This window comes from Bartonella sp. M0192 (assembly GCF_016102305.1).
GTDB lineage: Bacteria > Pseudomonadota > Alphaproteobacteria > Rhizobiales > Rhizobiaceae > Bartonella > Bartonella apihabitans.
Window position 1 is genome coordinate 769,023 of sequence record NZ_JACFOU010000001.1, and the last position, 26,268, is coordinate 795,290.

At 42.5% G+C, this 26,268-nt stretch carries 25 protein-coding genes and 1 pseudogene; 13 read left to right on the forward strand and 13 right to left on the reverse strand.

The window, feature by feature from the left end; genetic code table 11:
• Positions 1 to 6 precede the first annotated feature (6 nt).
• The 3 genes from H3S82_RS03360 to H3S82_RS03370 form a co-directional block, all read right to left on the reverse strand.
• Positions 7 to 708, reverse strand: a complete 702-nt coding sequence (locus H3S82_RS03360; protein ID WP_210326711.1) for an amino acid ABC transporter permease — start codon at positions 706 to 708, stop codon at positions 7 to 9.
• Entirely contained in the window at positions 708 to 1,376 is a 669-nt protein-coding gene (locus H3S82_RS03365; RefSeq protein WP_198233310.1) for an amino acid ABC transporter permease, read from the reverse strand. The genes H3S82_RS03360 and H3S82_RS03365 overlap by 1 nt, the downstream gene beginning before the upstream one ends.
• 203 nt (positions 1,377 to 1,579) lie before the next feature.
• A complete protein-coding gene (locus H3S82_RS03370) occupies positions 1,580 to 2,353 on the reverse strand; it encodes a transporter substrate-binding domain-containing protein (protein WP_246785229.1) in 774 nt (257 codons plus the stop codon).
• A 161-nt stretch (positions 2,354 to 2,514) separates the two neighbouring features.
• Here H3S82_RS03370 and H3S82_RS03375 point away from each other — a divergent pair, with 161 nt between their 5' ends.
• Positions 2,515 to 2,931, forward strand: a complete 417-nt coding sequence (locus H3S82_RS03375; protein ID WP_198233311.1) for an Lrp/AsnC family transcriptional regulator — start codon at positions 2,515 to 2,517, stop codon at positions 2,929 to 2,931.
• A gap of 619 nt (positions 2,932 to 3,550) precedes the next feature.
• On the opposite strand, the gene H3S82_RS03380 is transcribed toward H3S82_RS03375, so the two are convergent.
• Complete coding sequence (locus H3S82_RS03380) at positions 3,551 to 4,204, reverse strand: GntR family transcriptional regulator (protein WP_198233332.1); 654 nt, start codon at positions 4,202 to 4,204, stop codon at positions 3,551 to 3,553.
• Positions 4,205 to 4,393: 189 nt separating this feature from the next.
• Here H3S82_RS03380 and H3S82_RS03385 point away from each other — a divergent pair, with 189 nt between their 5' ends.
• From H3S82_RS03385 to H3S82_RS03410, 6 genes are all read left to right on the forward strand, one after another.
• The gene (locus H3S82_RS03385) at positions 4,394 to 5,518 is read left to right on the forward strand and encodes an ABC transporter substrate-binding protein (RefSeq protein ID WP_198237113.1); all 1,125 of its coding nucleotides are present in this window, start codon (positions 4,394 to 4,396) and stop codon (positions 5,516 to 5,518) included.
• Entirely contained in the window at positions 5,518 to 7,188 is a 1,671-nt protein-coding gene (locus tag H3S82_RS03390) for an iron ABC transporter permease (protein ID WP_198233313.1), read from the forward strand. The genes H3S82_RS03385 and H3S82_RS03390 overlap by 1 nt, the downstream gene beginning before the upstream one ends.
• Positions 7,181 to 8,236, forward strand: a complete 1,056-nt coding sequence (locus H3S82_RS03395) for an ABC transporter ATP-binding protein (RefSeq protein WP_077970340.1) — start codon at positions 7,181 to 7,183, stop codon at positions 8,234 to 8,236. Before H3S82_RS03390 ends, H3S82_RS03395 begins: the two co-directional genes overlap by 8 nt.
• Complete coding sequence (gene tcuA / locus H3S82_RS03400) at positions 8,236 to 9,651, forward strand: FAD-dependent tricarballylate dehydrogenase TcuA (protein ID WP_370541210.1); 1,416 nt, start codon at positions 8,236 to 8,238, stop codon at positions 9,649 to 9,651. The genes H3S82_RS03395 and tcuA overlap by 1 nt, the downstream gene beginning before the upstream one ends.
• On the forward strand, positions 9,635 to 10,753 hold the full coding sequence (gene tcuB / locus H3S82_RS03405) for a tricarballylate utilization 4Fe-4S protein TcuB (RefSeq protein ID WP_198233314.1): 1,119 nt from the start codon (positions 9,635 to 9,637) through the stop codon (positions 10,751 to 10,753). Before tcuA ends, tcuB begins: the two co-directional genes overlap by 17 nt.
• A 178-nt stretch (positions 10,754 to 10,931) precedes the next feature.
• On the forward strand, positions 10,932 to 11,117 hold the full coding sequence (locus H3S82_RS03410) for a helix-turn-helix domain-containing protein (RefSeq protein WP_198233131.1): 186 nt from the start codon (positions 10,932 to 10,934) through the stop codon (positions 11,115 to 11,117).
• 277 nt (positions 11,118 to 11,394) lie between these two features.
• On the opposite strand, the gene H3S82_RS03415 is transcribed toward H3S82_RS03410, so the two are convergent.
• Positions 11,395 to 12,630, reverse strand: a complete 1,236-nt coding sequence (locus H3S82_RS03415; protein ID WP_198233130.1) for an MFS transporter — start codon at positions 12,628 to 12,630, stop codon at positions 11,395 to 11,397.
• Between the two features lie 114 nt (positions 12,631 to 12,744).
• Here H3S82_RS03415 and H3S82_RS03420 point away from each other — a divergent pair, with 114 nt between their 5' ends.
• Positions 12,745 to 13,608, forward strand: coding sequence for a LysR family transcriptional regulator (locus H3S82_RS03420; protein WP_198233129.1), 864 nt, complete (start codon positions 12,745 to 12,747; stop codon positions 13,606 to 13,608).
• 840 nt (positions 13,609 to 14,448) lie between these two features.
• Here H3S82_RS03420 and H3S82_RS11380 read toward each other — a convergent pair.
• Positions 14,449 to 14,628: pseudogene (locus H3S82_RS11380) on the reverse strand (DUF2848 family protein); the annotation flags it as partial.
• 202 nt (positions 14,629 to 14,830) lie between these two features.
• Between H3S82_RS11380 and H3S82_RS03430 the strand changes: the two are divergent.
• Positions 14,831 to 16,126 (forward strand): MFS transporter, encoded by a 1,296-nt coding sequence (locus tag H3S82_RS03430; protein ID WP_198233128.1) that lies wholly within the window; start codon positions 14,831 to 14,833, stop codon positions 16,124 to 16,126.
• Positions 16,127 to 16,201: 75 nt separating this feature from the next.
• On the opposite strand, the gene H3S82_RS03435 is transcribed toward H3S82_RS03430, so the two are convergent.
• Positions 16,202 to 16,831 (reverse strand): GntR family transcriptional regulator, encoded by a 630-nt coding sequence (locus tag H3S82_RS03435; RefSeq protein WP_198233127.1) that lies wholly within the window; start codon positions 16,829 to 16,831, stop codon positions 16,202 to 16,204.
• A 73-nt stretch (positions 16,832 to 16,904) separates the two neighbouring features.
• On the opposite strand from H3S82_RS03435, the gene H3S82_RS03440 reads away from it, so the two are divergent.
• On the forward strand, positions 16,905 to 17,678 hold the full coding sequence (locus H3S82_RS03440) for a nitrilase-related carbon-nitrogen hydrolase (RefSeq protein ID WP_198233126.1): 774 nt from the start codon (positions 16,905 to 16,907) through the stop codon (positions 17,676 to 17,678).
• 136 nt (positions 17,679 to 17,814) lie between these two features.
• Here the strand turns inward: H3S82_RS03440 and H3S82_RS03445 are convergent, their stop codons facing one another.
• From H3S82_RS03445 to H3S82_RS03460, 4 genes are all read right to left on the reverse strand, one after another.
• A complete protein-coding gene (locus H3S82_RS03445; protein WP_078040310.1) occupies positions 17,815 to 18,753 on the reverse strand; it encodes an ABC transporter substrate-binding protein in 939 nt (312 codons plus the stop codon).
• Between the two features lie 31 nt (positions 18,754 to 18,784).
• The gene (locus tag H3S82_RS03450; RefSeq protein ID WP_198233125.1) at positions 18,785 to 19,561 is read right to left on the reverse strand and encodes an ABC transporter permease; all 777 of its coding nucleotides are present in this window, start codon (positions 19,559 to 19,561) and stop codon (positions 18,785 to 18,787) included.
• A gap of 1 nt (position 19,562) precedes the next feature.
• Positions 19,563 to 20,297 carry an ABC transporter ATP-binding protein gene (locus H3S82_RS03455; RefSeq protein ID WP_198233124.1) on the reverse strand — a complete coding sequence of 245 codons (735 nt, stop codon included), beginning with the start codon at positions 20,295 to 20,297 and terminating at the stop codon, positions 19,563 to 19,565.
• A 308-nt stretch (positions 20,298 to 20,605) separates the two neighbouring features.
• Complete coding sequence (locus H3S82_RS03460; protein WP_198233123.1) at positions 20,606 to 21,505, reverse strand: LysR family transcriptional regulator; 900 nt, start codon at positions 21,503 to 21,505, stop codon at positions 20,606 to 20,608.
• 323 nt (positions 21,506 to 21,828) lie between these two features.
• Here H3S82_RS03460 and H3S82_RS03465 point away from each other — a divergent pair, with 323 nt between their 5' ends.
• The 3 genes from H3S82_RS03465 (at position 21,829) to H3S82_RS03475 (ending at position 24,197) form a co-directional block, all read left to right on the forward strand.
• Positions 21,829 to 23,052, forward strand: a complete 1,224-nt coding sequence (locus tag H3S82_RS03465) for an NAD(P)-dependent alcohol dehydrogenase (RefSeq protein ID WP_304504610.1) — start codon at positions 21,829 to 21,831, stop codon at positions 23,050 to 23,052.
• A gap of 111 nt (positions 23,053 to 23,163) precedes the next feature.
• Complete coding sequence (locus H3S82_RS03470) at positions 23,164 to 23,787, forward strand: carboxymuconolactone decarboxylase family protein (RefSeq protein ID WP_198233122.1); 624 nt, start codon at positions 23,164 to 23,166, stop codon at positions 23,785 to 23,787.
• A gap of 35 nt (positions 23,788 to 23,822) precedes the next feature.
• Complete coding sequence (locus H3S82_RS03475) at positions 23,823 to 24,197, forward strand: DUF2255 family protein (protein WP_198233132.1); 375 nt, start codon at positions 23,823 to 23,825, stop codon at positions 24,195 to 24,197.
• A 178-nt stretch (positions 24,198 to 24,375) separates the two neighbouring features.
• On the opposite strand, the gene H3S82_RS03480 is transcribed toward H3S82_RS03475, so the two are convergent.
• Both H3S82_RS03480 and H3S82_RS03485 read right to left on the reverse strand, forming a co-directional pair.
• Positions 24,376 to 25,158 carry an MBL fold metallo-hydrolase gene (locus tag H3S82_RS03480; RefSeq protein ID WP_198233121.1) on the reverse strand — a complete coding sequence of 261 codons (783 nt, stop codon included), beginning with the start codon at positions 25,156 to 25,158 and terminating at the stop codon, positions 24,376 to 24,378.
• A gap of 132 nt (positions 25,159 to 25,290) precedes the next feature.
• Positions 25,291 to 26,268: a GlxA family transcriptional regulator gene (locus tag H3S82_RS03485; RefSeq protein ID WP_198233120.1), complete on the reverse strand. Its 978-nt coding sequence runs from the start codon at positions 26,266 to 26,268 to the stop codon at positions 25,291 to 25,293.

Here is a 26,268-nt window from a genome sequence, read left to right on the forward strand (position 1 = left end):
TTTGGTTCATTGTATGACTCCAATTTTATTTTTTACCAAATGCAAGCCATATTCCATCACCAAATTTACAATGTAATAGAGTGCAGCGGCTGCTAGATAAAATTCAAAAGATGCATATGTGTCTGAAATCGCTCTTTGCGTATTTAATGTCAGTTCCGCGATACCGATCAGTGAAACAATAGAAGTATCCTTTAAAAGGATAATCGTATTGTTGCCGACTTGTGGTAATGCAATAAACACCGATTGAGGCGTTATAAAATAACGCAACGTCTGTAATTGGCTAAAGCCTAATGAACGGGATGCTTCAATTTGCCCTCTATCAATTGAGTTCATTGCCGTTCTAAAAATATTGGAATTATAAACGGCATAATGAAAGCCGAGTACAAAAACGCCCGTCCAAAAAGCAGGTAAAAGAATTTGTAATTGAGAAAGACCATAATATATCAGATATAATTGTATCAAAAGTGGCGTTGTCATAAATAGCCAACAGACAAATTTCAGTGGCCAGGCAAATGTCCGAGACGTATAATTTAAACTTAATGCAATAAATATACCTCCGAAGAAACTGATTAAACTTACCAAAATAGTTATAATAATTGTCCAAAGAAGCCCGATAAGTAAAATATTGGAATAAGGGGGAACAACGGAAAAATCCAGATGGATGCCTTCAATATGTTGCCAAAAATTACCAAAGAAAGATTGTAACATTACGTTAATCCCCCCAAGATTCTTTTATGTAATAAATAAAAGATAAAATTATAAATAATAAGAACAGAACTGATAATGATGATATAGGCAACAGCCGCTAAACCAAAAATTTCAAATGATTGACCGCTATTTGATGTTACAAATCCAACTGCTGTCGACGTAAGTTCTACAACACCAATCGTTGAAGCAAGAGCCGTACTTTTTGTAAGAATGATTGTGTTAATTTCAATTGTCTTGAGCATCACTAGAACAGATTGCGGAATAATAAAGTAAAACAGGGTTCTTACTTTACCAAATCCCAAAGCTCTGGCTGCCTGATACTGCCCGTTGTTAACGCTATATATCGCTCCTCTAATCCCTTCAGACATATAAGCGCCAATATTAAATCCCATTGTTAGGGTCGCAGCTTTAAATGGCGTTGTGTCAAACCCGAAAGAAAATGCTCCATAATAAACAAGAAAGATCTGAATAAGCAGCGGAGTTCCCCGCATAATGCTGACATAAAAAGCAGCAAGAGGCCAAATGAAGATATTTTTAGAAGAACGTAACGCTGCAACAATAAAAGCGACGACCAATCCAAGCATCAGAGAAATAACAGTTAATTTAACTGTCATTAACGCCGCTTCAATGATAAATGGTAATATTTTCTCGATAAGGTCAATATCCATGTTACCTCACGATTTATAAAGATGGCGAATAAGAAAAAAGGCAGTTCAACACGCTATAATTATTTATGAAAATCAGAATTGATTCAGCAAACCGAATATAGACATGAAAGGAACCACAGACATCACCCGAAGCAATATTAAAAATCGAAAATACTACTTCGGATAATATATCTTAAATGCTTGGGGCTAAAGCTTGTTCACCATTAACGAATATCGGTTCCAACCCATTTTTTTGAAATGGCTTCATAAGTTCCATCAGCCATCATGTCATCTAAAGCTTTTTTCATTGCAGCAGCAAGCTCAGGATTTTGCTTGCGAATAGCCATACCAATATCGAACTTTGGCAATCTCTCATCTTTAATTTGTTCTATTTTTTCATTGTTATTTTTGATGGCAACATAAACAACAATATCATCAGAAACTATAGCATCCACACGACCCGATTTAAGGTCAATGAGCATTTCTGGTAAACCTTTATAAGTGCGAACGGCAAACTGATTTTGTTCCCTTGCCCATTTTTCGGAGGTCTCACCTAAAATAACTCCTATGTTTTTACCATTAAGAGCTTCAACGGTTTTATAGCTGGATCCTTCTTTAACAAAAACACCAATGCCCGAATGGTAATAAGGGCCGACAAAATCCACAGCTTTTTGACGCTCCGGTGTTATGGCCATCGAGCCAATAACAGCATTGTAACGCCCCGTAACCAAGCCTGCTATAATACCATCAAATGGCGTTCTAACTATTTCTGCTTTTACACCAAGCCGTTTTGCAATTTCATTCGAAATATCAACATCAAAGCCAACAACTTCATTTTTATCATTCACAAAGCTGAAAGGAGGGAAAACGCCTGAAACTGCAACTTTCATAACACCGTTAGATTTGATTTTGTCCAGTTCATCGGCATGAACAACATTGGTATATAAAAATGGAACGATAACCATTAGAACGAATGCAGCAAGTTTTCTCATGTTCATTATATCCTCCTTACATAAACGATAACCGTCAGTTGTTTCGAGTTAATTCCCCTTTATAATTATGTTAATCTTTATTTACTTTTTTGGAAAATAATAGAGTGCAAAATAACTTTTTTTTGGATATATCTACTTTTTAGATAAAAAATTTACGGAAAAGTAAAATGGACGAACTGGACCGCAAATTAATTGCAGAATTGAAGATCAATGGACGAGTATCAGTGCCCCAGTTGGCACAACTCATCGGAGTTGCGCGAGCAACTGCGCAAAAGCGCCTGGATCGGTTAGTTGATAATGGCGATATAAAAGGCTTTACTATCAAATTAAAAGATAACATTGACGAAAAGCGTATTCGTGCCTTTACGACGATAGAAATCAATAGCTCATCAACAAAAAATGTCATTGAAAAGATAAAACGGACTCCGGGTATTCTTGATGTCTATAATACAAATGGACATTGGGATATAATTGCATTGCTTGATGTCTCCGATATTATTGAGCTAAATAATGTTATATCAACAATTCGTTCTAGCGAAGGTATAGCCAAGAGTGAAACATTTATAATGCTCGGGCCAGCATAAAGGGCATTGTCAAAATAATTTTAAGTTATATCGGTGGTGTTATAAATCTATTCGTGAATTCTAAAGCTTCATTCGAGATAATCCGTTTATCGGTTATGTATTACGTGCGATAAGCACTGAACTTTCGTAAAGTTGAATATATCCTGCGTGATCGTGGTATTGATATTCGTCACTAAACCCTTCTTTATCGGGGTGAAAACTTTTCTAAATCGATTGTTCAATCTATTCGAATAAAGCGAAGATGGATTTTTAAGGGGAATGTTTTTTATTATTATTTGAATTTTAATATTCAACTTAATTGTTTTAATCAGCTCATCAATATCAGTTCTTGATAAATCAATGATGATTCAATAGATTTTTCCAACGATTTATCAAATCAAGTTTCTTCAAAAATAATTTTTTCCAATCCATCATCAAAGAACTTTATTTTGTTTAAACCTGAACTTGGTTTTTCGGTCATATCAAGGCCTCATTATTAAACGAGGTGCATGAATATAAAAATTTATCAAATTATATAAAAAGTCAATAAAGTGCTTTCACTATCGGCATTTTATGACAGATCGTGAAGAATAAAAGTTGTCTAGGGGCAACATTTTCTTACCCCCCGTACTGTAACCTTTTAACTATTAAGCAACTTGAGCCTCACAGAAAAAGCAGCCCGAATATGAAAGCGTGCTGTCTTTTCTGCTTCTTCAGGTTTTTTAGCTGCAATAGCGTCAACAATTTTTTTATGTTCATCCGATGCTGAACGCGCTCGATCAGCCACTTGAAATGTTGTTGAACCGAGCAAAATGAGAGATTCTTGTAAAAAGCGTAAATGATTATCCAAGTATTGATTATGAGCAGCTTCCCCAATAGCGTGATGAAAACGTTTATTGCGTTTTGCATATTCAGCTGAAGTTAACCCCGCCTCGGAAAAGGCTTCATTGAGAGAATAAAGCAAATCAATTTCTGCTTTTGTTGCATTCTGGGCAGCAAGCCTTGCAGCGGCTCCTTCCATAATTTCACGAATAGCATAGAGATCAACTGCTTCAAGATGGCTTAATCGGCGAATAATAAGCCCGCGCCCACCTGCTGGCTCAACCAAGTTTCTTTCAACTAGGCGACCTAAAGCTTCACGTATTGGTGTACGACTAACGTTTAAGCGATTTGCCAATTCGTCTTCACGTAAGCGATCACCAGGTTGCAAAATACCTTCACTCATCGCTTCTTTAAGTGCATTAAAGACTGCTTCACCAAGACTTTTATCATTATCCGCTTTCACGGCTTCCATAAGACGAACCCATTTTTGTTCATCATTTGCTACTTTTACTTCCATAGCCATGCTCTCTATTTATGATGCCGATAATAAGCAATAAACATCATCTCCGTCATTAAGCAATTTTTTTATTGCATAATTTTGTATACAAACATATTTTTTAAGTTTATAATTATTCTAATTGCAATCTGTGGAGGAGAAGATATGCATAAGGTAGACCGTTATAAATCTGCGCTCGGCATTGTTTTTGCTATAGCCTTAACATCATCCAGTCAAACTTTTGCTCAATCGGTAACTGTTCCTGAAGGTTATCCGGCGACATATGCACAAACGCTTTCGCAAGCTGATAACGAGGGCTCTGTTGTCATTTACGCAAACACCGAGAATGCGGCTGTTGAACCGGTTTTAGCGGATTTTCGAAAAGCTTATCCAAAAATCAAAGTTGACTATATTGAAATTAAAGCAGCAGATCTTTATTCGCGCGTTTCTAGTGAAGCAGCTGCCGGTGCTTTGAAGGCAGACATTGTTTGGTCATCCGCAATGGATCTACAATATCAGATGATACAAGCAGATCTTTCGGCGGAATATGAAACTCCTGAATTAGGCAATATTCCAACTTGGGCAGAATATAATAAAAGACTATACGGCATCACTTTTGAACCTGTTGTTTTTGTTTATAACGACAAGCTTGTCAAAACTGAAGAAATGCCAAAAACACGTGCAGGTCTTGCAAAATTTTTAACAGAAAACAAAGAACGTTTTAAGGGGAAAGTTACTACCTATGATCCACAACGCTCCGGTCTGGGTTTTTTTGCAGTTAGCCATGACGCAAAAATCAATGATGACCTTTGGGATTTGGTAAAGGCTTTTGGCGCCACTGATACGAAATTTTATACATCAACTGGCACGATGCTGGAAAAAATAAGTGCCGGAGAACACGCCATTGCCTATAACATTATTGGCCCATATGCTTATTTACGCGCTGCGCGTGACCCGAATGTTAAACTTATCATTCCTGAAGATTTTACACTCATTTTAACACGTTCTGCTTATATCACCAAAAATGCACCGCACCCGAATGCTGCGCGTGTTTTCCTTGATTATTTATTATCAAAACGCGGCCAAAATATTATCGCCAATGAAGCCAATTTATTTTCCATCCGCGCGGATGTCGACGGCAATGCAACCGCTTCAAAATTGACAGCAGAATATGGTAGCCATTTAAAACCTGTCGAGGTCAATGAGAAACTGGCTGACGATCTTGTTCCTGTGAAAAGATTAACATTTTTCCGCAAATGGGATGAAAATTTAAAAGCAGGACAAAAATAATGCGGAACGAGACTTGGCGTAGATTAATTGTTACTTTTGCAGCTCTTTTTATCTTGGCTCCTGTAGCGCTCATTGTTTGGCAGAGCTTTTTATCGGATGCTTTTTTTGACAAATCTGCAAATGGAACTTTGGAAGCATATGAATTTGTGGTGAGTGACCCGGCTTTTTGGGCTGCTTTAAAAAACACCATTATTTTGTCTTGTGGTATGGTGGTTATCGCCGTGCCACTCGGCTCACTCCTTGCTTTTCTGGTTGTACGTACAGATATGCCCGGAAGGAAAATAATTGAACCTCTTGTTTTTGTGCCGCTTTTCATGTCACCAATGGTTCTTGCTTTTGGTTATATTGTAGCTGCTGGCCCATCTGGTTTCTTCGCAGCATGGTGGCAACAAATATTCGGTTCAATTTGGTGGAGTGTCTATTCATTTCCCGCATTGTTGACAGTAGTCGGGCTTACCCATATTCCGCATGTTTATATCTATGTTTCAACGGCCTTGCGTACTGTTCCTTCAGACCTGGAAGAGGCAGCCCGTGTTGCAGGTTCTTCACCTTTAAAAGTTGCACATCGTGTAACCTTGCCACTTGTTTGGCCATCTATCGCTGTCAGCGCTGTCCTTGTCTTTTTTCTGGGCTTTGAATTATTCGGTTTACCTTATGTTCTTGGCGATCAAGACGGGCGTATGGTTTTAGCAACATACCTTTACAAATATAATACCTTATTGGGAAAACCTGCCTATCAATTTATGGCCGTGGTTGTGGTTTTCATAATGATGATCACCGTTCCTTTGGTTATTCTACAACGTAGAATGCTCAAATCTGCAGAGCGTTATTCGACCATTTCCGGAAAAGCTACACGCTCGTCAATAATACCACTTCGAGGTTGGGGCTATCTTGCTTTATTTGCAGTTATTGCCTGGCTTGGTTTTGTTGTTGTCTTACCACTTTCCGGTGTTATCTTACGTTCTTTTGTAACCAATTGGGGGCCACTTGTTTCCATCACAGATGTGCTTACACTTGACCATTATCGTGAACTTGACTCTCTTGAAATAACCAGCCGTGCAGTCATAAACACAGTCCTTCTTGCTTTCTTGGGTGGATTTGCTTCTGTTTGTGTTTATGTGGTTATTGGTCTTGCCAGCCATCGCTCCAGATTGCGCATAACAAGAAGCCTTGATTTTCTTGTATTGTTACCACGCGCTATGCCGGGAATTGTTGCAGGTCTTGTCGTTTTTTGGCTTTTCTTGTTTATTCCAATTTTTAAACCATTTGTTTCTTCGCTTGGTGCCATGTGGGTTGCTTATACACTTGTTTGGCTTCCTTTTGGTCTTCGCCTTGTATCCAACTCATTTTCACAAGTTGGTAAAGAATTGGAAGAAGCAGCCTATGTCACAGGTGCAGGCCCTTGGCGCGTTGCTAAAGATATAATCTTGCCGTTGGCCAAAGGTGGTTTGATGGCCGCTTGGTTGCTGGCATTTCTACTTTATTCACGTGAATATTCAACGGGTATTTTCCTTATGGGACAAGGCAATGAGGTTATGGGAACATTGCTTGTAAGCTTATGGAATGGCGGCAATATTGACCTTGCTGCGACCCTTTCTGTTGTCAATACCGCCGTTATTGGCCTTGGTATTGCTATTGCACTAAAATTGGGAGTACGCCTCGATGCCTGAGTTAATTGTTGAAGATATATGTTTGCGCTATGGTGCAGTTACAGTTTTAAAAGGCGCATCATTTTCTGTAGAACGTGGTGAAATTGCCGCACTACTCGGGGCTTCCGGTTCAGGTAAAACAACGTTGCTGCGCACTATTGCCGGTCTGGAACGCGCCTATCAAGGTAAGGTGGAAATTTCCGGGAAACCTGTCTTTGACGGTGCTAAAAAACTTGACCTTCCCGCTGAAAAACGTGGCCTTGGTTTTGTTTTTCAATCCTATGCTCTGTGGCCCAATCGCACTGTTTTTCAAAATGTTGCTTATGGCTTAAAGTTACGTAAAACAAGCGATGCTGAAATTCGTAAAAAAGTTGGCAATGCACTTGATGCACTCGGTCTTGGCCACTTGGGTGACCGTTACCCCGGTCAATTATCTGGCGGACAACAACAACGCGTTGCAATTGCGCGCTCGCTTGTCTATGACCCCGCTGTTATTTTACTTGATGAACCACTTTCCAATCTGGATGCAAAACTACGCGATGAAGCACGTGCTTTCCTGAAAGAGCTCATTAAGCGTGAAGAACGCGCTGCTGTTATTGTCACGCATGACCAAGTCGAAGCACTTGCTGTCGCTGATCTTATTGTGCTTTTGAATGGAGGTGTCATTGAACAGGCAGGCACTCCCGAAGAACTTTATAAAAACCCGAAAACACTTTTCACTGCCGACTTTATAGGTAACAATATCAAACTACAGGGCAAAGTTGCTAAAAAAGATAAAACAACGGCTGTCATTAACTGTGGCGATTTTACCATTCAAGGTCAATGTGCGGTTGATAAATCCGAGGGCGATGATGCAACAGCGGTGTGCCGCCTAAACTTCCTGACAATTGGCGAAAAGGGTGACAGTGAATGCGTTGAAATGGACCGAGTAACAAGTATGTTTCTAGGTGAATATTGGGAACATATTTTCCGTCATAAAAATATCGACTTGCGTGTTCAAACAACGGAAGACATATCCCAAAAAACAGCCTTCATCAAAATTCCTCACCAACATGTCTGGATATTTTGATGACAGAAAATACGATGGTCGATTTTTCGCAAAAATATGACGTGCTGGTTATCGGTGGTGGAAATGCGGCTCTCTGCGCTGCCATTTCTGCTGCACGAAATGGTGCCAGCGTTGCTATTTTAGAGGCGGCACCCCGCTTTTATCGCGGCGGTAATACACGCCATACAAGGAATATGCGTTGCGCTCATGATAGCGCAACTGCAACTCTATCAGGTCCCTACACCGAAGACGAATTCTATGAAGACCTCTTACGTGTAACTAAGGGGGAAACCAATCCTGAATTAGCAAAAATGATGATTCATGAATCAAAAGAAATGCTTAATTGGATTGTCGAGCAAGGTGTACGTTTCCAGCCTTCACTTGGCGGAACTTTAAGCCTTGGCCGCACCAATTCTTTTTTCCTTGGTGGCGGCCGTTCAATGCTGAATGCGCTTTATCGAACAGCTTATAAGCTTGGCGTTAAAATTGCATATGATGCTGAAGTAACCGATCTTATCATCAAAGATAATAAGTTTTCTAAAGTTACACTAACCTATAAAGGGCAGGAAAAAGAACTTGCTGCAAGAGCACTTGTCACAGCGAGTGGTGGCTTTGAAGCAAATATTGAATGGCTCAAACAGGGGTGGGGGGATATAGCCGAAAATTTTCTTATACGTGGAACACCATATAATAAAGGTTCTATCCTTAAAAATCTCATATCAAAAGGCATTAAGACAATTGGTGATCCAACGCAATGCCATGCGGTTGCGATTGATGCACGTGCTCCGAAATTTGATGGCGGCATTATCACGCGCCTTGATTGTGTTGTTTTTGGTATTGTTGTTAACAAAAATTGTGAACGATTTTACGATGAAGGCGAAGATATTTGGCCAAAACGTTATGCTATCTGGGGCCGTCTTGTTGCGATGCAACCAGGACAAATTGCCTATATTATCTTTGATGCTTCGTCACTCGAACTTTTCATGCCGTCGCTTTATCCGCCGGTCAAAGCAGATACAATAGAAGAACTTGCGACAAAACTTGACCTCGACGTAACAAAACTTGCAACAACGGTGAACCAATTTAACGAGGCGATCCAGCCTGGCACTTTTGACAATACGATCCTTGATGACTGTCGAACTGAAGGCATAACACCACCCAAAACCCATTGGGCACGAAAAATTAAAAAACCGCCTTTTTATGCCTATCCTGTCAGACCCGGTATTACATTCACCTATTTAGGTGTCAAAGTTAATAAACACGCTCAAATGCACTTTGCTGATGATACAGCTGTTGCCAATATGTTTGCCGCAGGAGAAATCATGGCGGGCAATGTTCTAGGGCGCGGATATGCAGCTGGTATTGGCATGACGATTGGCAGTGTTTTTGGCCGCATCGCGGGAGAGGGAGCCGCCCAATATGCAAACAAACGATAAAAATGATGAATCGGAAAAAAACTTCATAGAGGCCGAAAGGCTGATGACAATTTGTAACAGCTGCCGTTATTGTGAAGGACTGTGTGCTGTTTTCCCTGCCATGGAAATGCGCAGACGCTTTACTGAAGGTGATTTAAACTATCTTGCCAATCTTTGCCATAATTGTGGTGCTTGCTATTCTGATTGTCAATTTTCGCCACCCCATGAATTTGCTGTTAATGTACCACAAACATTGGCAAAACTACGTAATGATACCTACCATCTTTATTGTTGGCCAGGCATTCTACGTCCGCTTTTTATTCGTAATGGCTTATGGATAAGCTTGATTGCCGCGCTTAGTATTGCGGCGTTTTTTATTGGCTTTGCACTGTTCAATGACATGTCTGCCGTCTTTTCAGTTCATACCGGCCCACATGCGTTTTATAAATTAATGCCTCACAATGCGATGGCTGTTATTTTTAGTGCAGCATTTTTTTATTCCTGCTTTGCCATTTTTATGGGTTGTCGCATCTTTTGGAAAGATATTGGTGAACCAACAAAAACACTTCATGATGTACATGCCTTACATAATGGAGTCAAAGATGCAGCCACATTACATTATCTTGATGGCGGTGGTATGGGCTGTGTGAATGATAGTGAAGAACTAACGGATAACCGCAGCATTTACCATCACCTGACATTTTATGGTTTTTTGCTCTGCTTTGCGGCCACCTGTTGTGCAACCATATGGCATTATGCCTTTAATAGAATAGCACCCTATCCTTGGTGGGATATTCCTGTTGTTCTTGGAACATTAGGTGGTATTGGCATTATCATTGGAACAATAGGTTTATTGATTGCCAAGAAAAAGCGGCTTGCCGTTTTAAAGGATGGAAGCCGTTTAGGCATGGATGCCGCTTTTATCTTCATGCTACTTTTAACCGGAGTTACCGGTATGTTACTTCTTGTATTCAGAGCAACGCCATTCATGGGGGTTTTACTTGCACTTCACTTAGGCTTTGTTTTCGGATTTTTTATAACATTGCCCTATAGCAAATTTGTTCACGGGTTTTATCGGCTCCTCGCTTTGATACGCTATGCCCATGAAAAGAAAAAATTATAAATGTGACATTGCCGGATCAACTTTGCATTTTACACATGGCACGATAATTTTGCGCCATGAATAAGATAAATCTATTCAGATATTTTAAAACTTTACCCGAAATTGTCGAGTTCCAAGTTGAAGAGCAACACTGCCGGGCAATATTGTATTGCGCGTTTTGCTAAACGGGAGTGTTGCCATGTCAAGTTATTCGCATTCGAGTTTTGCAGAAAGAACAGAAATCCATTATTTGCCTGTTTCAGGTTATAGCTTGAATGCGATTGTAAAACGCCTGTCATATCTTCGTTCAACAATTGGCCGCGAGATCAATCGCAACCGCCTTACGAGTATCGATTATTCTCCTCTTATTGCGAAAGGTCGCTAACCGCAGCAGGGCAAAGGCTTTGCCTTCTGAAAAATGCTGACTTGAACAAATATGTTATCGAGCGTTTGTCAGAAGGCTGGACACCAGAACAGATCTTGATGCTATCAGCGATAACGACAGAGGATATTATCGTCACAATGAACAAACGCCGCGAAAATGCCTGACATTACAAACACCACCCCAAGCCTTCATGAAAGAACCCGATACAGACATCAAATTATGCTTCAAATAACCGGTGTTGCACTTCACAGTGGAATCTACCCTCTGCAAGTTTCAATTAGAACAGGAAAAACACGCCGATACAGACTAGTGTCATAGCCCCCCAAACACCTGCCCAGGATGTTGCGTGTAGTATCCACGGTATAATTGTCGGGGTTGCGAACAATATAAAGAAGGTTGCGGTATTTGCCATTGCCATAGCGGTTGCAACGCTTTTCGGGCCTGCCATTGTAGCCAATTCGGTCATGCCGACACCTTGCCATGATAATATAAAGACGCCGGCAACGAGAACAGCGGTGATGAGTGCCCACGTGAGATGTGTCGATGGAATTTCGCCATAGAAAAAGGTAAGAAGCGTAAGGATAAAAAACGCGATAGCGCTTAATATTGTTACCGTTTTTAGAAAGCCTACGCGATTGTTTTTCTTATCGGTATAATAGCCGCCGGAAATACGTGTGAAACCGGCACTTATTTGGATAAAGAACAGTATCGCGCTGATATATTCGATATTGATATGGGCAAAGTCATGTAAGAAAAGCATTGTAAAAGTCATCAAAGCAAATTGCGGTGCGCACAAAAGGCCGATTGCCACGACAATACGCCATATGGCCAACTGTTTGAAAACATGGGTAGCTGTTTCTTTCTCGGCTGGTTTTGTTGTCTCGGTACCCTTTTTCTGGTCAATATCAACAACCCAAAGATAAGTTAAAAATGCAAAGAGAATGCAGAACAAAGCCGAGATATAAAGTGACCAGACAAAACTCGATTTATAGGAAATCAATGGGAAAAACACCGCTCCCAAGGCATAGCCGAGTGGAACAGCCGTCTGTCTGACACCCATGGCAAACCCACGTTCCTCTTTCTCGAACCATTGCATGATCGCGCGTCCACTCGAGCCATTCAGGCTGCCTCCGGAAAGGCCGATAATGAGTAGCCCGATGAATAATGTTACCGGTGCATAAACAATCGGAACAGCATTTATTAAAATAGCCGTTACGGCGAGAACAAATGCGGTTGTCGTCAAACCGGTTATAAGAATAGGGCGGTCGCCAAGCCGGTCGGTCAGCATTCCCCAGGGAACTTCACCAAAAGCTATGCCTATTCCGACGATTCCCATAAGCATGCCCAATACTGGTGTCGAGATCTGATAGTCATCCCGTAAAAGGAGCGCTGTGGCCGGAACACCACCAATTACAAATGTAAAACAGGTATTCGCCAAAGCACATGTAAACAGCACTTTCCATTTGTGACCGTTTGAATGGACCCCGTCGTTTATGAAAGCTTTTTCACTCATTATTCAGCTCCGCTTTTTTCAGTTGTGAAATGCGTAGCATTGAATTATCTATAAATATAACAGGATTTTTTTATAAAATGATTCGGTTTTTCCGAATTATGGAAAGGCAAGCCGATGCAAAATCTGGATCCCGATCTGCTAACGACTTTTATAACGATTTTGGAAACCGGAAGCTTTCTAAAAGCATCCGAACGTCTTTACCGTTCCCAGTCGGCCTTGACAGAACAAATGCAAAAACTTGAACTTGTTTGTGGCTGTCAACTGCTGGAAAGAGGGAAAAAAGGAACACGTCCGACAATTGATGGCGAGAAGTTGCAAAAACATGCTCTCGCCATTTTGAAACTTAACCGTTTGGCGCTTGCCGATATGCATAATGTCGCCGGAAACGAAAATATCTCGATTTCGATTACAGATTACCTCACGCCTGAAAAAGTTGCACAGGCTTTGGAAATGTTGACAGCAGATCGTCCGAACATCGAATTGAGCCTTACATTTAAAAGCGGGTCAAATACGCTTGTGCACGACAACGAACTAGGTGGTTTCGATATAATAATCCTCACGCATCTTATCGGAACACCCTTACCTGCCTATCCGGATAGAGTCGTTATAAAACGGGATCCGTTATATTGGGCAGGTGCTGCAAAGAAGAGGTTTTCAACCGATGGAGTATTGCCGCTGATCGGTATGAAAAGAGGCTGTATGATACAAAAGGCAGCCCTTCAACTTCTCTCCGATAGTTCGGTTTCCTATGGATTAACACATACGGCCGCGAATGTTGCCAGTTTACAATTGGCTGTCAAAGCAGGCTTGGGCATCGGGTGTCTCAACAAAAATTCGATGGATGACAGCCTTAAAGATTATACACATTTATATAATCTCCCAAGTCTGCCGGATGTTGAATATCTGCTTTTATATAAACCGGAAAAATCCGATATTGCCGACGTTTTACGGCAATCGCTTGATGCAGCTCTATTCTGAACAGATTTATAACATCAGGTTCTATTTTTAAAAATCGGTGCTTATTAAAGGAAGAACCAATCATTTGATCGTCAAAATCAAGCAGATCTTTGGTGATCTATGATCCGCTATATTTATCGTGAAAAATAAATACAGAGATTCTGTAATGTTATTTTGTTCGTTAATTTAAATTTTCAGGGTGGACAGTCGTATTTTCGAAATAGCCATGGAGCCAAATTTATTTTAGAGAAAATTCCTATAGCTCTTTTCGTTAAAATCCCCCTGTAATTCTAACAATATTTTACAAATGAATTCGGAATATGAATAGGCAGTGACCGGTAGCTCGTGAGCAAGCCTTATTCATTGCGACGGATGTTATTCAACATATCTGACCTTCCGTCACTCATTTGACATAAAAATTTCAGCTTTTTTGAACGTATCGTTTTCTTGAAAAACTATTTCCAAGCATCAGATAGCCGTGCGATATGATAAGAAATACGGCTGATATTGCCTTTTTGATCGCCAAATTCGACACGTAAATGTTCGGCAAACCGGTTGAATAGCTATTCACCCGCTCAGTAATAATGTTCGGGGAGGCGAGTAAAGCGTGCATCATCAAGCTTTTTTCACCCCTCGGAGGGAGCAATAAGAAGACCGGCTTTCCTGTTCTGACAAGTTTTTGTCATTCTTATCCTTACTTCATGCTTTCGAGCTAGAGACGGCAAACAGGTCTTTTACAGCATTATAACGAAAGGCAAGATCGCCAATAAAAGCGGGCGCAGATTGTTTTTGACCAGTCGATAATAGGTTTTCAATGTATGGTCAGTATGATCGAAAGCGGCCGTCAATAAATGTATGTTTTCATTTTTGACCAATTGAGAAGGCCCATTCAGCTTCATCCGAAGTTTTATCATGTGGGGCCGGATAAAGATGGTCTTGCGAGACGGCATGTGAACCTGAAGGATAAAATGTCGGAAAAGTTTGCGGGGCAGGGACATCCAGTATCGCAAGTTCTTCTATAGGATGATGGACTTCCTCTCTATCGTATCCGGCCTATCTTGCGTTGAACACCCATTCGCCATTGACAGTCTTCAAGCCACTGCAAACGACATATACGACCAGACGTCTACAAACGGACTTCTCATCCCGTTCTACCCCAAAAAAATAGTAGACTAACCAACTATAGGGAGATATTGCATACAAATCGTATACCAACACCATACAATAATAAAGGGGTCGCTGAATGGAAAGCAGTATAGAAGAGACTGAACCGCCTATAGAACGGAAGAGCCTTATCAAGGCTTTTGCGGCTAGTTTAAGTGGAACGTCTCTTGAATGGTATGACTTTGCTGTTTACGGTGCCTGCGCGGCTTTGGTCTTTGGCCACTTGTATTTCCCCGATGGCGATTCGCTGGCAGGTACTTTGAAAGCGTTTGGCACTTATGCCGTGGGGTATATTTCCCGTCCTTTAGGCGGCATATTTTTCGGTCGTCTTGGAGATATTGTCGGGCGCAAAAAAGTTCTGGTTTGGACGCTGTTGCTGATTGGTATTGCAACTTTTATCATTGGCCTTTTGCCGACATTCTCGTCAGTGGGTTACCTCGCTCCGGTTCTTCTTGTTTTATTGCGTTTTGCGCAAGGCGTCGGCGTTGGTGGCGAATGGGGAGGGGCGGTTCTTCTTTCCAGCGAATTCAGCAAGCCGGAACAAAGGGGATTTTGGGCATCTGCTGCGCAAGTAGGCCCGCCATTGGGAAATTTGCTTGCAAATGGTGTTCTGGCAATCTTTTCGCAAGTCTTGACCACGGAACAGTTTATTGATTGGGGGTGGAGAGCAGCATTCCTGCTTTCGGCTCTATTGGTCATATTCGGTTTGTGGGTCCGCTTTTCACTTGAAGAAACCCCTGTTTTCAAAAAACTTGAACAACATGATGAACGCTCTAACGCACCGGTTTCGGAAATATTCAAACACGAAAGCAGAGCCCTTTTTGCCGGTCTATTTGCACGTATTGGACCGGACGTTCTCTATTCATGCTTTACAGTTTTTGTACTCGCTTATGCCACTCAATATTTGGGAATGCCACGCTCCGATGCAATCGAATCCGTAACAATTGCTTCCGGCATTCAGGTGTTTTTTATTCCATTTAGCGGTTGGTTGTCGGATAGAGTAGAACGGCGTCTTATCTATGCTGTCGGCACAATAGGTGCGGCAATATGGACATTTGTGTTTTTCTATATGATGCAGGAGCCGACATTTGCCCGCCTTCTGATCGGCGTTACCGGCGCCCTTATTTGCCACTCATTGATGTATGGCCCTCAGGCATCTTTGATAGCAGAACAATTCTCGGCGCGTCTGCGTTATACAGGAAGCTCGCTTGCCTATACTTTTGCCGGTATTGTTGGTGGCGCAATTGCTCCGATCCTGCTCACCTGGTTCATCTCGTTCGACCCAAGCGGTTTTTTCATTTGTCTTTATATCGGGCTATCATGTATCCTGACATTGATCGGCCTTGCAATGACGAGACACCCGCATCAATTATGAAAACACAAAACGGACTGGAGCAGCTTATTTCTGTTGCAGTCCGAATATAGTCTGGAGGAATAAAATTTCTTTTGATCAATCAAGATGCCGGCGTGTCATATCAAGATGATCAAGTATAGCTTTTTTTGCCTTTTTGATATCTTTGGTTAAAAGTGCATCCAGAATAAATTGGTGTTCTTTTAATGCCTCTATCCGCCTTATTGCATTATTATGCATTACGCGTAGACCAAAAGTAATAAAACGGGCACGAAGCAACTCATACATCTGATTTAAAAATTCATTGCCGGTGGCCCGAACCAAAGCACAATGGAAAGCGTGGTCATGTTCAATGAAGTCAGGATAGGGATCATCAAGCGCCATCGTCTTCTGGAAGTTGAGTTCCTTGATCATGTCCGGTGTCGGGTCGATATTGTGGGAGATACAATATTGTGCACTCCAGGTCTCGACAACGCCACGCGCCTGAAACAAATCATTGACTTGTTTTCCGTTCAAAGGCGAAACAAATGCTCCCCGATTGGGCTTCAGGTCAATCAGCTCTTCACTCGCGAGCATCATGAAAGCTTCTCTGACCGGCGTGCGCGAAATGCCCAAACTATCAGCAATTTCCCGCTCGTTCAGAAATGTTCCGACAGATGATGGATTTGTCAGAATTGTGTTACGGATATGAGAATAGGCCCGTTCGCGACCAGAAGATTTCTTTTCCATAATCCTACATTACTTGAATTTGATTTCAAGAATATAGGAAATTGGAATATTGGCAAGTATAGGGAGAAAATAAATGGGTGAAATAGTCAAAGTCGGGTTGGCTCAGATCCGAAGCAGCGTCAACAAAGACGAGAATAACGAACAAATTATTCAGATGGTTAAAAAGGCTGCCGGGCAAAAAGTCGACATATTGGTTTTCCCAGAAGCAGCCCAAATTTCCTTTGAAGCGGCTTTGAAGGATGAGGCAGAGCCGCTTGATGGTCCTTTCGCGACATTGATCCGCTCTTATGCAGTGAAATATGATATGATGATTGTTGCCGGTATGTTTGAACCGGCAAATGACGGGCGCATACGCAATAAGTTGATCATTACCGGAAAAAACACAGAAGCCACTTATCAGAAAGTTCATTTATATGACGCGTTCGGCTCACGTGAATCAGACCTCGTTGAAGCGGGACGTGATTCCCTTGTTCTCGATACAGTGTTCGGCAAGATCGGTTTTGCCATTTGTTATGATTTGCGGTTTGCCTACCAGTTTTCCGCAATGGGAAAAAAAGGTGCAAAATTGATTATTGTTCCGGCTTCCTGGGGAGCTGGTCCTGGAAAAGCCGAGCAGTGGGATTTGTTGGTTCGCGCCCGTGCGGCCGATTCAGAGGCCTGGTTAATTGCCTGCGATCAGGCTTGGCAACCGCCAAAAGGAACAGCACCGCTCGGCATCGGACAGAGTTCCATTGTCGATCCGACGGGCAGTGTGCGGGCACGGCTGGCGAGCGAGGCTGACCTTCTGGCCTTCGACATTGATTTGGGAAATGTGGAAGCTATTCGCGCACGGATTCCGATTTTATGATAAATAGATATTCGGGTAATAAAATATTGTTTTGAATAGATATTATGCTGTTATCTCGCTCTCTGGCATAGGTTTTGCAAAACAACAAAATCGGGCAATGATGAACGCCCATCATGCCCGATTTTTCATTTGATTTTTATTTCAATTCGGTCGCAAAACTGTCAAGCGGATATTCTTTTTTGACAATGCCTTTTTTATAAAGATAGACGCCGTAAGAAATATATTTTTCTTTGTCGAGGTGGAGCGGATTTTCGCTGAATAACGGAACCGTTTCCATCCATATCTTTTTATTGAGATCGGTATCGAGTTCCTTATATTTTTTCGCAAAATTGTCCCATGTTTCTTCCGGGTGAGCCTTCAGGTATTGCTGGCCTTCATGAACGGCTTCAAGGAATTTTTTATAAGCGTCTTGTTTTTGGAGGTCTTTTTTGGCAACAAAAATCAGTTCGTCATAAGGGGGAATGCCATAGTCCTCAACCTTCATAATAACAGGTTCTACGCCCTGTTCGCGTATTTCATTACCCTCCACATTGCGATAACCACCAATGACAGCATCAACCTGTTTTGACATCAGCCCGCTTACGAGGTTGAAATTGACGTTAATAAGCTCGACATCCTTTATCGTCAGCCCCTGATTTTCCAACATGGTTCCCAAGATCACCGGCTCGATACTGCTCACAGAAAAACCGACTTTTTTGCCTTTGAGATCGGCCGGTGTTTTAATCCCGCTATCGGGGAGCGCCAAAACGGTATTGAGCGGCGTTTCTATGAGTGTTCCTATGCGTGTGAGCGGCAAGTCTTCATCCATGAACACATAGAGCTGTTCTTGATAGGATAAAGCAATATCGGCTTTGTCGGATGCAACCAGACGCGGTCCGATATTGGGATCGGAGGGGGTGACGATTTCGACATCAAGTCCGCGTTTTTCAAAACTGCCAATCTGTTCGGCAACAATTAAAGGTGCATGATCGGGATTAAGATACCAGTCAAGAACAACTGTAAGTTTATCATTTGCTTTGGCACCGAAAACGCCGAGAAAAATGATGAGGATCGAAAAGAATATTTTTTTAAACACGTTTCCTCCGGAAATATAATGAAAAGAAAAATCAATTTTGTTCAGATTTTTTATCCCAGTAGATAACATATTTCAATATGATATCGGTGATATACCATAAAATCATTGCAATAACAGAAAGTATAAATATTGCGGCAAAACATGTCGGCGTCTGCATGCGGGCATTGGCGTTCAACATGATATAGCCGAGCCCGCCGGAAGACCCCACCCATTCGCCGATAATTGCACCAATCGGGGCAATGGCGGCAGCAACACGCACACCGGAACCAAGTGCTGGCAGCGCTGCCACAAGCCTGATATGGACAAGTTGCGACAAGGGAGATGCTCCCATAGTTTTTGCAAGATCAAGGTACCCTTCGTTCGTTCTCCGTAAACCGTCAAAAAAGGCTGTTGTGACAGGGAAAAATATAACCAGTATTGCGGCGATGATTTTCGAGAGGATGCCATAGCCGAACCAGAGAACCAGAATGGGGGCAAGGGCGAAAACCGGTATTGACTGGCTTACAATGAGAACCGGCATTAGCCATTTTTGCAATGTCTTGGAAAACATTAAAAGAAGTGCCAGAGCAGCACCGGACAAAATCCCCAAAACAAAGCCGATGACAATTTCGACAATTGTAACCAAAGAATTTTCGAAAAGATATGCCCGTCCATTCCAAAGTGATTGTGCAACAACAAGGGGAGAAGGCAATATGTATTTTTTGAGATCGAAAATAATGGCAACAGCCCACCATAACGCGAGGATGCCAAAGAAAACCACAAGACCATGAAGGAAAAATGCAAGTTTTTTATTGAAGCGGTTCGGCAAACTATATCCCCTTTAAAAAATGCATCAATTCGGTTTCGCTCTTTATGCGGTTTTTATCATCATAATTTCGGGGGGCTGTTCCCTCGACAAGGATAGCGGGCAGGAAAATTGCCGGTTGACCTTTAAGAACCAGTATTCGCTGACATAATCGTGCAGCTTCGGATGGATCGTGGGTAACAAGCAATACAGTTTTAGTTTTAAGAAGATCAAATGCAAGTTCCTGTATGGTGGCGCGAGTAACCGCGTCAAGCGCCGAAAAAGGCTCGTCCATCAATACAACGGGCTTGTCTTCATATAATGTACGGGCAATAGCCACTCTTTGGCGCATACCGCCCGATAATGTTTCGGGGAGCTGTTCTTTGACCGACAAAAGACCGACCTTTTCCAGTAGTTCTTCGGCTTTTTTGTAGTCTTTCTTCTCATGGCGCAGTCTTGCTCCAAGGCAGACATTGTCTATCACTTTGAGCCAGGGAAATAGCAAATCCTGTTGCGCCATATAGGTTATACGACCATGAAGACTGTCGCCGTCGGAACCTGAAATTTTTCCGCTATCTGGGGAAAGTAGCCCTGCAATGATTTTCAGAAGGGTGGTTTTGCCAATTCCGCTTTGCCCTAAAAGCCCGACAAATTCACCGGCAGGAATATCAAAATCCAGCGACCGGAAAACCGGTTTGCCTTCATAATCGAGAGAAATGTTTCGAGCTTTGATACCCAATAAGGGAAAAGAACTTGTCATTGATGAATGATCCTGAAATTAAGCTGTTCCGGCATTATTGAAATTCGGGTAACAAGCAATTTTTTACTGTTACCGGCAAAGCAGTTTGAAGCAAAAAGACGGTTTCTTCTCCATGAGATGAAGTGGTTATAAGGCTCGCGAAGAACATGGCCTGTTAGGCTCTGCTAATCAAGCTATTTTTAAATCAACAAGAAATATCTGACAGAAAATATGTCGGAATGTTTTGAACTGTTCAACAAAGATCGCTTGACGACAAAATGAAATGAGGTTCGTCAAATAGAATAGATAATAGTTTTCAGGTTGGAAAATTATTCGGGTTCATGCCGCCTCAAGGCTTCAATGAACAATTGGAAAGCAATCGGATGATGACGACGATTTGGATAATAAAGATAATACCCGGGAAACGGTAAACAATATTTTTCAAGAACGCGGATGAGCCTTCCCTGTCTCATAAATTCCTCGACTTCCTGTTCGGGAATATAAGCAAGTCCGAAACCGTCAAGGGCAGCTTCAAGAATATGTGGATAGGTGTTGAAAATGAGCTGTCCTTTCGGGCGCACATTGACCTCTCCATTTTCGTCATCAAGCTCCCACGGATAAAGTCCACCGGATGTTGGAACCCGCAAATTAATGCAATTCTGCTCCATCAGATCGTGCAAGGTTTCGGGTTTTTTATGTGTTTCAAAATAACTCGGCGCCCCGACAATTGCCATTCGCATTGCTGGTCCAACCGGAAAGGCAATCATGTCTTTGGCGAGATGTTCGCCAATACGAATACCCGCATCAAAACGTTCTTCAATAATATCGGTAAGACCATAATTGATATTAATCTCGACCTCGATCTTCGGATATTTCTGTAAAAAAGACCGCAATTTCGGCCGCAAAATATAGGACGCGGGATAATCCACCGTGGTGATACGGATTTTTCCTTTCGGCTCTTCGGCGGCGTTGGTGATGAGATCAAGCTTTTCATCCATTGTCTCAATAAGGGGGGAAAGTTCTTCTATCAGCCGCTCGCCTGCCGTTGTCGTTGAAACATTGCGCGTTGTCCGTGTGAGCAGACGAATTCCCAAACGTTCTTCAAGGCCGCGCATGGCATGACTTAAAGCCGATTGCGAGACACCTAGTTTGCTTGCCGCTCGGGTAAAGCTTTTTTCTCGTGCGACCACGAAAAAAGACATGAGATCATGGATGTTTTCTCTAAGCATTTTTTATGAGATAAAATCAGTTATTGAAAAAGATCTCCATTATATCACGTTTATTTATGAATTGAATTCATAGAGACATGCACAAATATTCTGTTATTTTATGAGCGTCATGGATTTTAAATAGCAGGATGAAGTAAGGCGTTAGTTCGTCAACTGGGTACGCTTTGAACGATTGTCATTGAGACCCGTCATTCGGGCATCACTCAGGCTTGTCATCCGGATTTAGATAAAATGCCAACGGCTTAAGGGCTCTTTGCGATGAACCGGCAAGGACCGGATTGACGGGGTGATAAATCCATTATGCCGGTTCGGGAGATTTGAAAATGTGTGAAGCATGTGGAAATTCTAATCATAAAAAACACGAAACTTTGCCGCGGCGTGAATTTTTGAAAGAAGGTGGCGCGTCTGTTCTTGCCGCCGGTGCAATGATGGGAACAAGTGCAGCTGCAAAGGCAGCCCCTTCGGAAGGCAAGATGGTTATTGGAAAGGAGCCTTTTGAAACCCGTGCCTATGCTGCAAAAAGTGCAACATCCGGTTTTTCGCCGATCACCATCACACGACGTGCTTTGAGGCCGGACGACGTGCTTCTCGACATTCTTTATGTCGGCATTTGCCATTCCGATATTCATGCTGTTCATTCGGACTGGAGCGCCGCCCATTATCCTATCGTGCCCGGTCATGAAATCGTCGGCCGTGTTCTGGCGGTTGGTTCAAAGGTTACGAAATTCAAAGTCGGCGATATTGGCGGCGTTGGTTGCATGGTGGATTCTTGCGGCACATGTGAGAATTGCCTTGATGATCGCGAACAAAACTGTCTGAACGGGACCACCTTTACCTATGATTCACCCGACAAGATAAGCGGTGGTTATACTTTTGGCGGCTATAGCGACCGCGTGGTTGTAAACGAGCGTTTTGTTATTCATATTCCTGCCCAAGTGCATCTTGCCGCTTACGCGCCGCTTCTTTGTGCCGGTGTGACCACCTTTTCCCCCATGCGTCATTGGAAATTACAAAAAGATCAGAAAATCGCAATTGTCGGCCTTGGTGGTCTTGGCCATATGGCATTGAAACTTGCCCATTCCATGCGTGCCGATGTCACGGTATTCACGACAACGGAAGGTAAGATTGCCGATGCCAAACGTTTGGGCGCAAATGCTGCATTTTTGTGGAGTGACGAAAAAGCTTTCGAGCGCCTTGCCAATCATTTCGATTTGATGATCTCGACAGTGCCGGTTTCATATCCGATGCAGCCTTTCATGAATATGCTCAAACTTGACGCGACACTCGTTAATGTTGGTGCGCTTGGAGAATTGACAGGCGGTTTGAGTGGTATGGCCAATGGCTTTGGCCGGAAAAGTCTTGCCGGTTCGATGATTGGCGGCATTGCCGAAACACAGGAAGTAATTGATTATTGTGCGGCACGTCATATCGAGGCCGATATAGAACTTATCAAACCCGACGAAATTGATCGCGCTTATGAACGGGTTATGGCCAAAGATGTGCGCTACCGGTTTGTTATCGACTTTGCGTCGGGTAAGTCGGCTTGAAATCGACGTTCAAACTTCATCGAGGACGATTCTTTTGAGGCGAGTTTAATTTTCGCCGGTACGCCAAGTTATTTTTCACATAACGTTTTTGCAAAATTACAGGAAAAAATAATGTTGACACTTGAACAGAAAAGACTTGTTCCCGTTGCCGCTTTTGCGGCTCAAGGAAATATTGACGGATTGAGAAATGCTTTGGCGCAAGCACTGGACGACAAGGTCGCTATCAATGCTATCAAGGAAGTTCTGGTTCAAACTTATGCCTATGCAGGGTTTCCAAGAAGTCTGAATGCACTTTCCGCTTTGATGGATGTGGTCAATAAGAGACATAAAGCGGGTAAAAAGGATGAACAGGGCAAAGATGCCTCTCCCGTCCACACAGATAAAACAATGTTGGAGGTCGGAACCGGAATCCAGACAAAACTGGTCGGTCAACCGGTGACAGGCCCGCTTTTTGAATTTGCCCCCGTAATTGACCAGTTTTTGAAAAGTCACCTTTTTGGCGATATTTTTGTGCGTGACAATCTCGACTATAAAACGAGAGAAGTTGCTACAATTGCCATGCTTGCTGCACTTCAAGGCGCGCAGTCGCAATTGAAATCACATTATCAGATGGGAACGAACACCGGCCTTGAAAAAAAGGATTTGCAGGAAATTGTTACCATTCTCGAAACGAAAGTCGGTCCGGAAGTTGGAAAACGTGCAAGCGAGGTGCTTGATAGTTTTCTGAATGGTTGAACTTTTGATAATCGTGTTTTTCAAGAGGCTGAATGATGAGTGAATGGACAAAGAGCGAGCTTGCGGCGATTGATGCAGCCGATGATCTCAAAATGGCTCCCTACCATGAGGATTTAAAAAAAACGGGCACGCCTGTGTGGATATGGGAAGTGGTTGTTGATGGCGGCCTTTATGTGCGTGCCTATAGCGGCACGTCCTCACGCTGGTATCAGGCTGCAATCAAACAAAAAAGCGGGAAAATTATCGTGTCCGGAAAGACGGAATCTGTTCATTATGAAGCCGTCAAAGATCCTGCGGTTCTCGATAGAATTGATGAGGCTTATCACAAAAAATATGATCCAAGCCCTTATGTTGGACCAATGGTAGGCGAAAGAGCAAAAGCAGCAACAATCAAAATCATAAAAGCCTGATGGGTCATTGTTGGTTATCGTTTTTCAAAACAGCAAAATAAAAGTTTTAAATAAAAGGCCGACAGTTAGGGAACTGTAGGCCTTTTAATAAAGATACGGTTTTAAAAAGCGGGTGCAGACTTGATTTGAAAATATCAAAGCCGGTTGCGCTTTTTCACTTTTTTAAGTAGCAAGTGACTTAGAATTCGAGTTTGTCACCTTCAAGCGGGATAATAACCGATTGGCCGATACCTTCCTTATCGACATAAGAACGAAGTTCTTTCCGGCTTAAAACAGCATGGTTGCAGGCTTCCATATGAATAGCAACAAGCTTTGATTGTGGCGCGATCTTATGGGCGTGAACGACATCCTCCTTGCCCATAATAATGGAACCGAAGCCCTGAAGCTGTGCGTCACCTGCATGAAGAACAACAACGTCCGGCTTATAGTGTTTTAAATTATCCTCGACAGCGTCAATCCATATTGTGTCGCCCGCAAAATAAAGCGTTGGTTCATTTGGTGCTTCAAATATAAAACCGGTGGCATGGCCTAAAACTTCGCCAACCTCATGGTTTTTGAAAGCTTCATTGCTTCCGTGCTGGCATAAAGTTTTAGTCACATGAATGCCGTTTTCATAATCGAGTTTTTGCGGCAGAACGGCGAGATTTTTGAAACCTTGTCTCTCAAGAAATTCTTTATCCTTTTCATTCTGGACGAATATTTTTTGATCTTTGTCTATAAGTCCTGTGGCAACCTCGTCCCAATGGTCGGGATGGGTATGACTTAAAAAAACGGCATCCACATTTTTGATAATGTCTCTGGCATCAAAAGGCAGTTCAACACGTGGAAACCGTCGCTCGCTATGAACTGTACCGGGAAGTCCGGGATAGCGGTCTTTTTCTGCGAGCATCGGATCAATGAGAATGTGTTTTCCGGCGTAATCAAGAATAACCGTTGCGTTACGAATGAATGTGAATTTCATGGTTCAAACCTCTTCAATTTCTTGAAGTGTATGTAATCATGCTTTTTCTGAATAAAAACTGGCCTGATGGTCAAAAGGCATTCATATCGGGCCAAAATTTAGCGAGGTTTTTTGTTGGAATAAAACTGTTGGTTAAATTGAAAACGTCTGGCGCCATTTAGTAGGTGTGACCCGAAACGCGTCAATAAAGCTGCGGCGGAATGATTGGGTAGAGGCAAATCCGGCGATTTGCGCAATTTCCTCAATAGAAAGTTTTGTTGTTTCCAATGCGTGTCTCGAAAAATGCAACCTTTCATGGATAAGCCATTCCATTGGTGAACGGCCGGTTGCTTGATGAAAGCGGCGGGTGAAAGTGCGCCGGCTCATACCGACAGTCTTGGCCATAACATCAAGAGAATAGGATGAAGCAAGGTTTTTTCTGATTGTTTCAAGCAGTGAATTTATGCGTTGGTCGCTTGTCGATATCGGAACAGGGGTAGCAAGATATTGGGCCTGACCACCTTCGCGGTGCGGCGGAGTTACAATCATACGCGCAGCATGATTGGCAACAGCGCCGCCATAATTTTTGCGAATAAGGTGAAGACAACAATCAATCCCCGCAGCAGTACCGGCGGATGTGATGATGTTACCATCTTCAACATAAAGGGCATTAAAATCGACTTCCGTATCAGAAAACTGTTCGGCAAACTGTTTTTCATAGGCCCAGTGCGTTGCAGCTTTTTTCCCTTTCAAAAGCCCGCTATAGGCCAGAACATAAGTGCCAAGACAAAGCCCCATAATGGTTTTATTTTTTCGCGCTTCATTGTTAAGACTTGTCTTCAGTGCAGAAGAGATCTGTTGTTCAGGATCCGGCCAATAGGGAATGACGATTATATCGGCGTCATCAAGGCTTTTAAGATCGTGGTCGACTTTTATCGAGAAAGTATCCTGACCTTCAACAATTCCGGTTTTTTCTGAAAACAGAATTGGCTTGTAATAGGTTTTGTCCGGCATGGCTGCACCGAAGGCCATGACCGGAACAGAAATGTGAAACGGGCTGAAATTCGCCATGACATAAATGGCAACAGTTTTCGGTATCCGGTTCAAAGTTGCATTTTGACCGGCATCCAT

What these genes read in the sequence shown, in the direction of transcription:
- H3S82_RS03360 (WP_210326711.1), bottom strand. Translation starts at nt 708, where the DNA reads ATGTTACAATCTTTCTTTGGTAATTTTTGGCAACATATTGAAGGCATC.
- H3S82_RS03365 (WP_198233310.1), bottom strand. Translation starts at nt 1,376, where the DNA reads ATGGATATTGACCTTATCGAGAAAATATTACCATTTATCATTGAAGCG.
- H3S82_RS03370 (WP_246785229.1), bottom strand. Translation starts at nt 2,353, where the DNA reads ATGAACATGAGAAAACTTGCTGCATTCGTTCTAATGGTTATCGTTCCA.
- H3S82_RS03375 (WP_198233311.1), top strand. Translation starts at nt 2,515, where the DNA reads ATGGACGAACTGGACCGCAAATTAATTGCAGAATTGAAGATCAATGGA.
- H3S82_RS03380 (WP_198233332.1), bottom strand. Translation starts at nt 4,204, where the DNA reads ATGGAAGCCGTGAAAGCGGATAATGATAAAAGTCTTGGTGAAGCAGTC.
- H3S82_RS03385 (WP_198237113.1), top strand. Translation starts at nt 4,394, where the DNA reads ATGCATAAGGTAGACCGTTATAAATCTGCGCTCGGCATTGTTTTTGCT.
- H3S82_RS03390 (WP_198233313.1), top strand. Translation starts at nt 5,518, where the DNA reads ATGCGGAACGAGACTTGGCGTAGATTAATTGTTACTTTTGCAGCTCTT.
- H3S82_RS03395 (WP_077970340.1), top strand. Translation starts at nt 7,181, where the DNA reads ATGCCTGAGTTAATTGTTGAAGATATATGTTTGCGCTATGGTGCAGTT.
- tcuA (WP_370541210.1), top strand. Translation starts at nt 8,236, where the DNA reads ATGACAGAAAATACGATGGTCGATTTTTCGCAAAAATATGACGTGCTG.
- tcuB (WP_198233314.1), top strand. Translation starts at nt 9,635, where the DNA reads ATGCAAACAAACGATAAAAATGATGAATCGGAAAAAAACTTCATAGAG.
- H3S82_RS03410 (WP_198233131.1), top strand. Translation starts at nt 10,932, where the DNA reads ATGTCAAGTTATTCGCATTCGAGTTTTGCAGAAAGAACAGAAATCCAT.
- H3S82_RS03415 (WP_198233130.1), bottom strand. Translation starts at nt 12,630, where the DNA reads ATGAGTGAAAAAGCTTTCATAAACGACGGGGTCCATTCAAACGGTCAC.
- H3S82_RS03420 (WP_198233129.1), top strand. Translation starts at nt 12,745, where the DNA reads ATGCAAAATCTGGATCCCGATCTGCTAACGACTTTTATAACGATTTTG.
- H3S82_RS03430 (WP_198233128.1), top strand. Translation starts at nt 14,831, where the DNA reads ATGGAAAGCAGTATAGAAGAGACTGAACCGCCTATAGAACGGAAGAGC.
- H3S82_RS03435 (WP_198233127.1), bottom strand. Translation starts at nt 16,831, where the DNA reads ATGGAAAAGAAATCTTCTGGTCGCGAACGGGCCTATTCTCATATCCGT.
- H3S82_RS03440 (WP_198233126.1), top strand. Translation starts at nt 16,905, where the DNA reads ATGGGTGAAATAGTCAAAGTCGGGTTGGCTCAGATCCGAAGCAGCGTC.
- H3S82_RS03455 (WP_198233124.1), bottom strand. Translation starts at nt 20,297, where the DNA reads ATGACAAGTTCTTTTCCCTTATTGGGTATCAAAGCTCGAAACATTTCT.
- H3S82_RS03460 (WP_198233123.1), bottom strand. Translation starts at nt 21,505, where the DNA reads ATGCTTAGAGAAAACATCCATGATCTCATGTCTTTTTTCGTGGTCGCA.
- H3S82_RS03465 (WP_304504610.1), top strand. Translation starts at nt 21,829, where the DNA reads ATGTGTGAAGCATGTGGAAATTCTAATCATAAAAAACACGAAACTTTG.
- H3S82_RS03470 (WP_198233122.1), top strand. Translation starts at nt 23,164, where the DNA reads ATGTTGACACTTGAACAGAAAAGACTTGTTCCCGTTGCCGCTTTTGCG.
- H3S82_RS03475 (WP_198233132.1), top strand. Translation starts at nt 23,823, where the DNA reads ATGAGTGAATGGACAAAGAGCGAGCTTGCGGCGATTGATGCAGCCGAT.
- H3S82_RS03480 (WP_198233121.1), bottom strand. Translation starts at nt 25,158, where the DNA reads ATGAAATTCACATTCATTCGTAACGCAACGGTTATTCTTGATTACGCC.
- H3S82_RS03485 (WP_198233120.1), bottom strand. Translation starts at nt 26,268, where the DNA reads ATGGATGCCGGTCAAAATGCAACTTTGAACCGGATACCGAAAACTGTT.